11 protein-coding genes are annotated in these 11,928 nt (G+C 69.7%); 8 read left to right on the forward strand and 3 right to left on the reverse strand.

From position 1 onward, the window contains the following. The first annotated feature begins 6 nt into the window (after positions 1-6). The 6 genes from MCHUDSM44219_RS15640 to MCHUDSM44219_RS15665 all read left to right on the forward strand — a co-directional run bounded on the left by MCHUDSM44219_RS15640 (position 7) and on the right by MCHUDSM44219_RS15665 (position 6,716). Positions 7-1,296 (forward strand): PucR family transcriptional regulator, encoded by a 1,290-nt coding sequence (locus MCHUDSM44219_RS15640; protein WP_048419173.1) that lies wholly within the window; start codon positions 7-9, stop codon positions 1,294-1,296. 143 nt (positions 1,297-1,439) lie between these two features. Then, positions 1,440-2,366 carry an ACP S-malonyltransferase gene (locus tag MCHUDSM44219_RS15645; protein ID WP_048419174.1) on the forward strand — a complete coding sequence of 309 codons (927 nt, stop codon included), beginning with the start codon at positions 1,440-1,442 and terminating at the stop codon, positions 2,364-2,366. Positions 2,367-2,425: 59 nt separating this feature from the next. Continuing rightward, positions 2,426-2,722: a meromycolate extension acyl carrier protein AcpM gene (acpM, locus tag MCHUDSM44219_RS15650; RefSeq protein ID WP_043410381.1), complete on the forward strand. Its 297-nt coding sequence runs from the start codon at positions 2,426-2,428 to the stop codon at positions 2,720-2,722. Beyond that, the gene (kasA, locus tag MCHUDSM44219_RS15655; RefSeq protein WP_048419175.1) at positions 2,719-3,969 is read left to right on the forward strand and encodes a 3-oxoacyl-ACP synthase KasA; all 1,251 of its coding nucleotides are present in this window, start codon (positions 2,719-2,721) and stop codon (positions 3,967-3,969) included. Before acpM ends, kasA begins: the two co-directional genes overlap by 4 nt. Positions 3,970-4,016: 47 nt before the next feature. After that, positions 4,017-5,270 carry a 3-oxoacyl-ACP synthase KasB gene (kasB, locus tag MCHUDSM44219_RS15660; protein ID WP_048419176.1) on the forward strand — a complete coding sequence of 418 codons (1,254 nt, stop codon included), beginning with the start codon at positions 4,017-4,019 and terminating at the stop codon, positions 5,268-5,270. Positions 5,271-5,285: 15 nt separating this feature from the next. Beyond that, on the forward strand, positions 5,286-6,716 hold the full coding sequence (locus tag MCHUDSM44219_RS15665; RefSeq protein ID WP_048419177.1) for an acyl-CoA carboxylase subunit beta: 1,431 nt from the start codon (positions 5,286-5,288) through the stop codon (positions 6,714-6,716). Positions 6,717-6,772: 56 nt separating this feature from the next. Here the strand turns inward: MCHUDSM44219_RS15665 and MCHUDSM44219_RS15670 are convergent, their stop codons facing one another. Both MCHUDSM44219_RS15670 and MCHUDSM44219_RS15675 read right to left on the reverse strand, forming a co-directional pair. Further along, a complete protein-coding gene (locus tag MCHUDSM44219_RS15670; protein WP_048419178.1) occupies positions 6,773-8,311 on the reverse strand; it encodes a glycerol-3-phosphate dehydrogenase/oxidase in 1,539 nt (512 codons plus the stop codon). Next, entirely contained in the window at positions 8,308-8,886 is a 579-nt protein-coding gene (locus MCHUDSM44219_RS15675; protein WP_048419179.1) for a TetR/AcrR family transcriptional regulator, read from the reverse strand. Before MCHUDSM44219_RS15675 ends, MCHUDSM44219_RS15670 begins: the two co-directional genes overlap by 4 nt. A 53-nt stretch (positions 8,887-8,939) precedes the next feature. On the opposite strand from MCHUDSM44219_RS15675, the gene MCHUDSM44219_RS15680 reads away from it, so the two are divergent. Beyond that, complete coding sequence (locus tag MCHUDSM44219_RS15680; protein WP_048419180.1) at positions 8,940-10,520, forward strand: FAD-binding oxidoreductase; 1,581 nt, start codon at positions 8,940-8,942, stop codon at positions 10,518-10,520. Further along, positions 10,517-11,413 (forward strand): diacylglycerol kinase, encoded by an 897-nt coding sequence (locus MCHUDSM44219_RS15685; protein WP_048419181.1) that lies wholly within the window; start codon positions 10,517-10,519, stop codon positions 11,411-11,413. The genes MCHUDSM44219_RS15680 and MCHUDSM44219_RS15685 overlap by 4 nt, the downstream gene beginning before the upstream one ends. Here the strand turns inward: MCHUDSM44219_RS15685 and MCHUDSM44219_RS15690 are convergent. After that, positions 11,410-11,922: a DUF3145 domain-containing protein gene (locus tag MCHUDSM44219_RS15690; protein WP_048419299.1), complete on the reverse strand. Its 513-nt coding sequence runs from the start codon at positions 11,920-11,922 to the stop codon at positions 11,410-11,412. The genes MCHUDSM44219_RS15685 and MCHUDSM44219_RS15690 overlap by 4 nt on opposite strands. Between the last annotated feature and the right edge of the window lie 6 nt (positions 11,923-11,928).

The following is an 11,928-nucleotide window of genomic DNA, read 5'->3' on the forward strand; positions in this document are numbered from 1 at the left end:
TTAGGGATGGCCGACAACAATCGGTTCGTCCCGCCCCGGTCGACCGTCGAGGTGCTGGAGAACGTTCCGGACTCGGTGCTGCGCCGGCTCAGCCAGTACTCGGGTCGGCTGGCCACCGAGGCCGTGCAGGTGATGGGTGAACGGCTGCCCTTCTTCGCGGATCTGGAGGCGTCACAGCGGGCCAGCGTGCAGCTGGTAGTGCAGACCGCGGTGGTGAATTTCGTCGAGTGGATGCGTCAGCCCGACAGCGACGTCAGCTACACCGCGCAGGCGTTCGAGGTGGTGCCGCAGGACCTGCGCCGGCGCATCGCGCTGCGCCAGTCCGTGGAGATGGTGCGCGTGACGATGGAGTTCTTCGAGGAGGTCGTGCCGCTGCTGGCGCGCAGCGAGGAGCAGTTGACCGCGCTGACCGCGGGCATCCTGCGCTACAGCCGTGACCTGGCCTTCGCCGCGGCCACCGCCTACGCCGACCAGGCCGAGGCCCGCGGCGCGTGGGACACCCGGATGGAGGCGAACCTGATCGACGCCGTGGTGCGCGGCGACATCGGACCGGATCTGCAGTCACAGGCCGCGGCGCTGAACTGGGACGCCACCGCGGCGGCGACGGTGATCGTCGGGCTGCCGCGTCCTGACCGGATGGACCTGACGGGTGAGGACGTGCACGACGTCGCGGCCCGCAACGGTCGCTCAGCCCTGGCCGACGTGCACGGCACCTGGCTGGTGACCGTCGTCTCGGGCGGGCTGTCGCACACCGACCGCTTCCTGTCGGAGTTGATGACGGTGTTCGCTGACGGTCCGGTGGTCATCGGGCCGATGGCGCCGACGCTGGGCGCGGCCCACATCAGCGCCACCGAGGCCATCGCCGGGATGAACGCCGTCGCCGGATGGGCGGGCGCGCCGCGCCCGGTGGCGGCCCGTGAACTGCTCCCCGAGCGGGCGCTGCTCGGCGACGCCTCGGCCGCCGCCGCGCTGGAGGCGGAGGTGATGCGCCCGCTCGCGGACGCCGGACCCGCGCTGACGGAGACACTCGACGCGTATCTGGACTCCGGTGGCGCGATCGAAGCGTGCGCACGCAAATTGTTCGTTCATCCAAATACCGTCCGCTACCGGCTCAAACGGATCGCCGACTTCACGGGCCGTGACGCCACGCTTCCCCGGGATGCCTACGTGTTGCGGGTGGCCTCCACGGTGGGCCGTCTACGCCGTCAGACGCAGTCGACCCCATCTGCGCGGGCAGGATCTGAGCAGGTCACTGATGTTGCATCGGTCACATCCGCGGCGCGTTCTGCGCGGTGACATGTTGCGACGCGGTCTCGATGCAGTCGCATCACATGCGGTTTTGTGGGCTCTCCACAAAAACCTAAGAAAGAGTTCATAGTCTCTTACACGGCGCAAAAGCGTCTTCACAATGTTCTCTTAGAGACGTGCCTGACAAAACAGTGCTTGCATTCCTCGCGCCCGGACAGGGCTCCCAGACTCCCGGCATGCTCGCCGAGTGGCTGGAGCTTCCCGGCGCCGCGACGCGCATCGCGTCGTGGTCGGAGATCAGCGGCCTGGATCTGGCACGGCTCGGCACCACCGCCGACGCCGAGGAGATCACCGACACCGCGGTGACCCAGCCCCTCGTCGTGGCCGCCACGCTGCTGGCCTACGAGGAACTGGCCAAGCGAGACATCCTGACGGGCACCGAGCAGCTCGTCGCCGCCGGCCACTCGGTCGGCGAGATCGCCGCCTACGCGATCGCCGGCGTGATCACCGCCGACGAGGCCGTCGCCCTGGCCGCCACCCGCGGCCGCGAGATGGCCAAGGCCTGCGCGCTGGAGCCCACCGGCATGTCCGCGCTCCTGGGTGGGGACGAGGCCGAGGTGCTCGCCCGGCTCGACGCCCTGGACCTGGTTCCGGCCAACCGCAACGCGGCCGGCCAGATCGTCGCCGCCGGCGCCGTCGCGGCACTGGAGAAGCTCGCGGAGGATCCGCCGGCACGCGCCCGGGTCCGTCCGCTCGCGACCGCGGGCGCGTTCCACACCCGCTACATGGCGCCCGCCCTGGACGAGTACGCCGCCGTCGCGGGCCGCATCACCCCGTCGGAGCCGACGGTCACGCTGCTGTCGAACGCCGACGGCCGCCCGGTCGAGTCGGCCGCCGATGCGATGACCAAGCTCGTCGCCCAGATGACCCGTCCGGTGCGCTGGGATCTGTGCAACGAGACCCTGCGCGAGCTCGGCGCCACCGCGCTCGTCGAGTTCCCGCCGGCCGGCACGCTGAGCGGCATCGCCAAGCGGGAGCTCAAGGGCACCCCGACGCATCCGATCAAGACCCCCTCCGATCTGGACGGACTCGCAGAAGCCCTGCGCGCCGCCCCGTGACGAGAGCACGACCCCCCATCGTTCGACCAGGTAACACCCGATAAATAGAAGGAGCCACTGTGCCCGCCAGTCAGGAAGAAATCATCGCCGGTCTCGCCGAGATCATCGAAGAGGTCACCGGTATCGAGCCGTCCGAGGTGACTCCGGAGAAGTCGTTCGTCGACGACCTGGACATCGACTCGCTGTCGATGGTCGAGATCGCCGTGCAGACCGAGGACAAGTACGGCGTGAAGATCCCCGACGAGGACCTCGCCGGTCTGCGCACCGTCGGTGACGTCGTCGCCTACATCCAGAAGCTCGAGGAAGAGAACCCCGAGGCCGCCGCGGCCCTGCGCGAGAAGTTCGCAGCAGAATGAGCAGGCCTTCCACTGCTAACGGAGGTTTCCCCAGCGTCGTGGTGACCGCCGTCGAGGCCACCACGGCTCTCGCTGGTGACATCGAGAGCACGTGGAAGGGCCTTCTTGCAGGCGAAAGCGGCATCCGGATTCTGGAGGACGACTTCGTCACCAAGTGGGACCTGCCGGTGCGCATCGGTGGCCACCTGGTCGACAACGTCGACAGCCACATGTCCCGGCTCGACATGCGCCGCATGTCCTACGTGCAGCGCATGTCGAAGCTGCTGTCGGGCCGGTTGTGGGAGACCGCGGGCAAGCCCGAGGTCGACCCCGACCGGTTCGCGGTGGTCATCGGCACCGGTCTGGGTGGCGGCGAGAAGATCGTCGAGACCTACGACGCGATGAACGAGGGCGGCCCCCGCAAGGTGTCGCCGCTCGCCGTGCAGATGATCATGCCGAACGGTGCCGCGGCCGTCGCCGGACTCGAACTGGGCGCACGCGCCGGGGTCATCACCCCGGTGTCGGCGTGCTCGTCGGGTTCGGAGGCGATCGCCCACGCGTGGCGTTCGATCGTCATGGGTGACGCTGACTTCGCGGTCTGTGGCGGCGTGGAAGGCGGCATCGAGGCACTGCCCATCGCGGCGTTCTCGATGATGCGCGCCATGTCGACCAACAACGAGGATCCGGCAGGAGCGTCGCGGCCGTTCGACAAGAACCGCGACGGCTTCGTATTCGGTGAGGCCGGCGCGCTGATGATCATCGAGACCGAGGAGCACGCCAAAGCCCGCGGCGCCAAGCCGCTGGCCCGGCTGATGGGCGCCGGCATCACGTCGGACGCCTTCCACATGGTCGCTCCGGCGGCCGACGGGCTGCGGGCCGGTCATGCGATGAAGCGTGCGATGGAGACCGCGGGCCTCGAGCCCAAGGACATCCAGCACGTCAACGCGCACGCCACGGCCACCTCGATCGGTGACACGGCCGAGGCCAACGCGATCCGCGTGGCCGGTGTGGACCACGCCGCGGTGTACGCACCGAAGTCGGCGCTGGGCCACTCGATCGGCGCGGTGGGTGCCCTGGAGTCGGCGTTGACGGTGATGGCGCTGCGTGACGGTGTCATTCCTCCGACGCTGAACTACGAGACACCCGACCCCGAGATCGATCTCGATGTCGTCGCGGGTGAGCCTCGATACGGCGACTACCGCTATGCGATCAACAACTCGTTCGGCTTCGGTGGCCACAATGTGGCTCTGGCCTTCGGTCGTTACTAGGGCTGACGAGTAGAGAACACGTAGTAGGAAAGGACACGCGCCCCAGCATGGCTTCGCCGACAACAGGTAGCGGGCTTCCCGATGTCGTCGTGACCGGGATGGCGATGACGACGAGCGTCGCCACCGATGCCGACGGCACCTGGAAGGCCCTGCTGGAGGGTAGGAGCGGCATCCGACTGCTCGACGATCCCTATGTCGAGGAGTTCGATCTGCCGGTGCGCATCGGCGGCCATCTGCTGGAGGACTTCGTCGGGGAACTGACCGAGGACGAAAACCGGCGGATGTCCTACCCGCAGAAGATGGCCACCGTGCTGGGGCGTCGTGTCTGGGAGAACGCCGGGTCCCCCGACGTCGACAGCAGCCGTCTGCTGGTGTCGATCGGGACCGGTCTCGGCGGTGCCGAGGCGCTGGTGTTCGCCTACGACGGCATGCGGGATCGCGGCATCACCGCCGTGTCCCCGCTGGCGGTGCAGATGTACATGCCCAACGGCCCGTCCGCCGTGGTCGGGCTCGAACGCCACGCCAGGGCCGGGGTCGTCACCCCGGTGTCGGCGTGTGCGTCGGGTTCGGAGGGCATCGCGCAGGCGTGGCGCAACATCGTGCTCGGTGAGGCCGACATCGCCATCTGCGGTGGCGTCGAGCAGCGCATCGAGGCGGTGCCGATCGCCGGCTTCGCGCAGATGCGCATCGTGATGTCGACCAACAACGACGACCCCGCCGGCGCCTGCCGCCCGTTCGACAAGGACCGTGACGGCTTCGTCTTCGGCGAGGCCGGGGCGCTTATGGTCATCGAGACCGAGGAGCACGCCAAAGCGCGCGGCGCCACCATCCTCGCCCGGCTGATGGGCGCGAGCATCACCTCCGACGGCTACCACATGGTGGCGCCCGACCCAGACGGTGAGCGGGCGGGTTACGCGATGTCGCGGGCCATCGAGCTCGCCGGTCTGAAGCCGTCCGACATCGACCACGTCAACGCGCACGCCACCGGCACCAGCGTCGGCGACGTCGCGGAGGGTCGGGCCATCAACAACGCGATGCGCGGGCACCGGCCCGCCGTCTACGCACCGAAGTCCGCGCTGGGCCACTCCGTCGGCGCAGTGGGCGCGGTGGAGTCCATCCTCACGGTGCAGGCGCTGCGCAACGGCGTCATTCCCCCCACACTCAATCTGAAGAACCTCGATCCCGAGATCGACCTCGACGTCGTCGCGGGCGGTCCTCGGCCTGGCAATTTCGACTACGCCATCAACAATTCGTTCGGTTTCGGCGGGCACAACGTCGCACTCGCCTTCGGGAAGTACTGACAAGCAGGAGAACATATGACGACCATCGAAAACCGCCTACCCGAAGCCGTCGACGACTCCCTCGACCCCCGCGATCCTCTGCTGCGGCTGTCGACCTTCTTCGACGACGGCAGTGTCGAGCTGCTCCACGAGCGCGACAAGTCCGGCGTGCTCGCCGCCGCGGGCACCGTCAACGGCGTCCGGACCGTCGCGTTCTGCACCGACGGCACCGTCATGGGTGGCGCGATGGGCGTGGACGGCTGCAAGCACATCGTCGACGCCTATGACGTTGCGATCGACGAGCAGAGCCCCATCATCGGCATCTGGCACTCGGGCGGCGCCCGGCTGGCCGAGGGCGTCAAGGCGCTGCACGCGGTCGGTCTGGTGTTCGAGGCGATGATCCGCGCGTCGGGCTACATCCCGCAGATCTCGGTGGTGGTCGGCTTCGCGGCTGGCGGCGCCGCTTACGGCCCCGCTCTGACCGACGTGATCGTGATGGCCCCGGACAGCAAGGTGTTCGTCACCGGACCCGACGTCGTGCGCAGTGTCACCGGCGAGGACGTCGACATGGTCTCTCTGGGCGGCCCCGAGGCGCACCACAAGAAGTCGGGCGTGTGCCACATCGTCGCCGACGACGAGCTCGACGCCTATGAGCGCGGCCGCCGCCTGGTCGGACTGTTCTGCCAGCAGGGCCATTTTGACCGCAGCAAGGCCGAGGCCGGCGACACCGACCTCAAGGCGCTGCTGCCCGAGTCGGCGCGACGTGCCTACGACGTGCACCCGCTGGTCGAGGCGCTGTTGGACGAGGGCGTGCCGTTCGAGGAGTTCCAGTCCCGCTGGGCGCCGTCGATCGTGGTGGGCCTGGGCCGGCTGGCCGGGCGCACCGTCGGCGTGATCGCCAACAACCCGCTGCGCCTGGGCGGTTGCCTGAACTCCGAGAGTGCCGAGAAGTCAGCACGTTTCGTGCGGCTGTGCGACGCGTTCGGCATCCCGCTGGTCGTGGTCGTCGACGTGCCGGGCTACCTGCCCGGTGTGGACCAGGAGTGGGGCGGCGTGGTCCGTCGCGGTGCGAAGCTGCTGCACGCGTTCGGTGAGTCGTCGGTGCCCCGCGTCACGCTGGTGACCCGCAAGATCTACGGCGGCGCCTACATCGCGATGAACTCGCGGTCGCTGAACGCCACCAAGGTGTTCGCGTGGCCCGAGGCCGAGGTCGCCGTCATGGGCGCCAAGGCCGCCGTCGGCATCCTGCACAAGAAGAAGCTGGCCGCCGCCGCGCCCGAGGAGCGCGAGTCGCTGCACGAGGCACTGGCCATCGAGCACGAGAAGATCGCCGGCGGTGTGGATTCCGCGATCGAGATCGGTGTGGTGGACGAGAAGATCGACCCCGCTCACACCCGCTCGAAGCTGACGCAGGCGCTGGCCGAGGCCCCGGCACGCCGCGGCCGCCACAAGAACATCCCGCTGTAATCTGCGCCGGAATAGCATTCCGGGCTGCCGCACAGGTGATTTCGCAGCCCGGAATGCTATTCCGCGGTGGCCAGCATCTCCTCCGCGGCGGGCAGTGCGCGTTCGCGGTCGGCGGCGATCAGACCGATGCGCGTGCGCCGGTCGAGGATGTCGTCGACGGTCAGCGCGCCCTCGTGGGTGACCGCGTACTCGAATTCGGCCCGAGTGACGTCGATGCCGTCGGCGACGGGGTCGACGGGGCGCGGGCAGGACGCCTGGGCGATCACGTTGGGCGCCTCGGCGCCGTAGCGTTCGACGAGGGATCCAGGCAGATCCGTCGACGATGCTTGCGCGGCAACGGGATTCGCGGGGGCGCCGACGAGCGGGAGGTTGCGGGTGCGGCATGGCTGCGCTGACAGTCCCCGCAGTTCGACGGCGTGGTCGACGACATCCTCGGCCATGAAGCGGTATTCGGTGAGCTTGCCGCCGATCACGCTGAGCACCCCGGTCGGCGACTCGGTGACGGCATGCTCCCGCGACACGTCGGCCGTGCGTCCGCCGCCGGTGTCGATCAGCGGCCGCAGTCCGGCGTATGCCCCGAGCACATCCGAGGGACCCAGAGCGGTCGCGAGTGCGGTGTTCACGGTATCGAGCAGGAACGCCACCTCGTCGGGGGTCGGCTCCGGGACGTCGGGAACAAGGCCCGGCGCATCCTCGTCGGTCAGCCCGAGGTACACCCGGCCCAGCTGCTCGGGCATCGCGAACACGAAACGGTTGAGCTCACCCGGAATCGGAATGGTCAGTGCCGCAGTCGGATTGCCGAACGCGGCCGCGTCGAACACCAGGTGGGTGCCGCGGCTGGGGCGCAGCCGCAGCGACGGATCGACCTGTCCCGCCCACACGCCGGTCGCGTTCACCACGGCGCGGGCACGGACCTCGATCGACTCCCCGGACATCGTGTCTCTCAGCGTCACCGACGTGCGGGACGCGGTGACCGCCTCGACGCGGGTCAGGATGCGCGCACCATGCTGGGCGGCGGTTCGGGCCACCGCGGTCACCAGGCGCGCGTCGTCGACGAGCTGCCCGTCGTAGGCCAGCAGCGCACCGTCGAGTCCGTCACGGCGCACGGTCGGCGCCAGCCGGACAGCCTCCGACGCGCCGATCCGCCGCGACCGCGGCAGCACCGAGGCCGGCGTGCCCGCCAGCTTGCGCAGTCCGTCGCCGGCGGCGAACCCGAACCGGACCAGCGCCCGCGACGCGCGGTTCATCTCGGGCAGCAGGGGTACCAGCTGGGGCATCGCGTGCACCAGATGCGGGGCGGTGCGCGTCATCAGGATTCCGCGTTCGACGGCGCTGCGCCGCGCGATGCCGACGTTGCCGCTCGCCAGGTAACGCAGCCCACCGTGCACGAGTTTCGAACTCCACCGGCTGGTCCCGAAGGCGAGGTCGTGTTTCTCGACCAGCGCCACCGACAGCCCGCGCGTTGCGGCGTCCAGCGCGATCCCCGCGCCCGTGATCCCGCCCCCGATGACGAGCAGATCGAGCGGCGCGCCGTCGCCGAGCGCGGTCAGTTCCTGGGTGCGGCGCGCGGCGTTCAGTGCGGTCGAACCGGTCATGGGGCGAGGTATCCGTTCAGTGCGCGGGCCAGTTCGACGCCGAGGGCCCGGCCGTCGAGGAGCTTCTCGACCATCTGGGCGGACTGGATGGTGGACTGGGTGATCAGCAGGCACATCGCGGCCATCTCGTGCGGGTCGCCGGTCCGGATACTGCCCTCGTCCTGGCCCGCCGTGATCGCGTCGGCCAGCGCGTCGATGAGGATCTGCTGGCTGGTGCCGAGCCGTTCGGCAATGTAGACCATCGCGAGGCCGGGTGCGTTGCGGATGACCGACTGCACGATCTCGTCGTTGCGGAGGTGCTCGGCGACCGCGACCACGCGGTCCACCATGGATTCCCGGCCGGGCCCGCGGTCGGGCACCTCCTCGAGCACGCCGGCGATGCGCACGGTGAGCAGTTCGGCGATCACCCACCGGATGTCGGGCCAGCGGCGGTAGATCGTCGGCCGGCTGACCCGGGCACGCCGCGCGATCTCGGTCATGGTCGTCCGCTCGACGCCAAAGGCGAGGATGCACGCCGCCGCTGCGTCGAGAATGCGCTGATCGACGCTCGAATCGGAGTTACGGATTGACATCATCTGTAATACTGTAACGCATGTCTGCGTATGATGGCCACCCGTCCGACCCACCGATGGCGTGGAACGCCTGGGGAGATCCGGACGCGGCGACCCCGCTGTCCCCCGGTATCCGCTCGTTGTTGACCCAGGCGCTCGGCATCGAGGCCGACCCCGTCGCCGAACCGACGCTCGAGCAGGTCCGGGTGCGCCCGTCGGCGCTGTCGAGGGCCGATCGGGACGCCATGGTCGCGATCGTCGGCGCCGACAACGTGGTGGTCGACGATCGCGGACGGCTACTGCACGCCGGCGGCAAGTCCACCCTGGACCTGTTGCGGCGCAGGGACTTCGGCGTGCAGGACGCTCCGGACGCCGTGCTGGTCCCCGGGGACGACGACGAGGTGGCAGCCCTGCTGCGATTCTGCGCCGACCACAGCATCGCGATCGTGCCCTTCGGCGGCGGCACCAGCGTCGTGGGCGGCCTCGATCCGCTGCGGGGCGACTTCAAGGCGGTGGTGTCACTGGACCTGTGCCGCTTCGACCGACTGCACGCACTCGACGAGGTGTCCGGCGAGGCCGAGCTCGGCGCCGGCCTGACCGGACCTGAGGCGGAGAAACTGCTCGGCGAGCGCGGCTTCTCGCTGGGCCACTTCCCGCAGAGTTTCTGCTTCGCCACCATCGGCGGCTTCGCCGCGACCCGGTCCTCGGGTCAAGACTCGGCGGGCTATGGCCGGTTCGACGACATGGTCCGCGGCCTGCGGGCGATCACCCCGGCCGGTGTGCTCGACCTGGGCCGCGCGCCGGCCTCGGCTGCGGGCCCCGACCTGCGTCAGGTGCTGATCGGCTCGGAGGGGGCGTTCGGCGTCATCACCCGGGTGCGGGTGCGCGTGCACCCCGTGCCCGAGGTCACCCGCTACGAGGCCTGGTCGTTCCCCGACTTCGCGACCGGTGCCGACGCGCTGCGCGCGGTGGTGCAGACCGGCACCGGACCCACCGTCATCCGGCTCTCCGACGAGGCCGAGACCGGAGTCAATCTCGCCACCACCGAGAGCATCGGCGAGCAGCAGATCACCGGCGGCTGCCTGGCCATCACGGCGTTCGAAGGCACCGAGGCCCACGTCGCGAGCCGGCACGCGGAGACGCGAGAGCTGTTGCTCGCCAAGGGCGCAACGTCGCTCGGCGAGGCGCCGGCCAGGGCGTGGGAGCACGGCCGTTTCAACGCGCCGTATCTGCGTGATGCCCTTCTGTCGGCCGGGGCGCTGTGCGAGACGCTGGAGACGGCGACCACCTGGTCGAACGTGCCCACGCTGAAGGCGGCCGTCACCGATGCGCTGACCCGCTCGCTCGCGGATTCCGGCACCCCCGCTCTGGTGTTGTGCCACATCTCGCACATCTACCCGACCGGGGCGTCGCTGTACTTCACCGTCGTCGCGGCGCAGCGCGGCAACCCGATCGAACAGTGGCGCACCGCCAAAGCCGCGGCGTCGGTCGCGATGGTGCGCACCGGCGCCACGATCACCCACCACCATGCCGTGGGCGCCGATCACCGCCCGTGGATGCGTGACGAGGTCGGCGACCTCGGGGTGACCCTGCTGCGGGCGATCAAGGCCGCGCTCGATCCGACCGGAATCCTCAACCCGGGCAAGCTGATTCCGTGAACAGGATCACCGTCCTGACCAATCCCGCATCCGGGCACGGCAATGCACCGCACGCCGCAGAACGCGCGATCCGCCGCTTCCAGGCCCGCGGCGTCGACGTCGTCGCGCTCGCCGGCCGCGACGCCGCCCATGCCCGCGAGCTGGTCGAGGGCGCGCTGGAGCGCGGCATGGACGCCCTGGTGGTGGTCGGCGGGGACGGCATCATCTCGCTGGCGCTGCAGGTGCTCGCGCAGACGTCGATACCGCTCGGCATCATTCCGGCGGGCACCGGCAACGATCACGCGCGGGCGCTGGGCATCCCGGAGAAGGATCCCGAGGCGGCCGCCGACATCGTGGTCGACGGCGTCGTCGACGCGATCGACCTCGGCCGGATCCGGGGTGCCGACGGCACGGACCGCTGGTTCGGGACGGTGATGGCGGCCGGCTTCGACTCCCTGGTGACCGACCGCACCAACCGGATGCGCTGGCCGCATGGGCGGATGCGCTACAACGTGGCGATGGTCGCCGAGCTGTCGAAGTTGCGGCTGCTGCCGTTCCGGCTGACCTTCGACGGGACCGAGGTGAACACGGAGCTGACGCTGGCCGCGTTCGGGAACACCCGAAGCTACGGCGGCGGCATGCTGATCTGCCCCGGCGCAGATCCGACGGACGGTCTGCTCGACGTCACGATGGTCGCCTCGACGTCACGTACCCGGCTGATCCGGCTCTTCCCGACCGTCTTTAAGGGCACGCACGTGAACCTCGACGAGGTGACGACGCGGCGGGCCCGGATCATCACGGTCGACTCACCCGGGATCAACGCCTACGCCGACGGCGAGTACGTGTGCCCGCTGCCCGTCGAGGTGTCCGCGGTACCGCGCGCACTCAAGGTGCTGCGGCCGAAATCTGCCTAGCCGACTCCCCTGCTCAGCCAGCTGACCTCGGCGCCCACGCCGCCGTCGCGGTAGGCCTCCAACGCCTCATCCCACGCGGTGCCCAGCACGGAGTCCAGTTCGGCGGCCAGGGTGTCGGCGCCCGAGGCCATCAGCGTGCGCAGTCGCATCTCGCCGACCATCACGTCACCGTTGGCACTCATCGCCCCGCTCCAGAGCCCGAGCTGCGGGGTGTGGCACCAGCGGTGACCGTCGACGCCATGACTGGGATCCTCGGTGACCTCGAAGCGCAGCACCGACCAGGAGCGCAGCGCGTTCGCCAGCTGCGCTCCGGTGCCGACGGGTCCGACCCAGTTGGTGACCGCGCGCAGCTGACCGGGCATGGCCGGTTGCGGCGTCCACTTCAAATTCGCCCTCGCGTTGAGGGTCGACGACAACGCCCACTCGACGTGCGGGCACACCGCCGCGGGTGAGGCATGGATGTACACCACGCCCGTCGTCGCGTCGGCGAATTGGTTCGCTGCACGCATCTCCTG

The sequence above is a fragment of the Mycolicibacterium chubuense genome (genome assembly GCF_001044255.1).
GTDB lineage: Bacteria > Actinomycetota > Actinomycetes > Mycobacteriales > Mycobacteriaceae > Mycobacterium > Mycobacterium chubuense.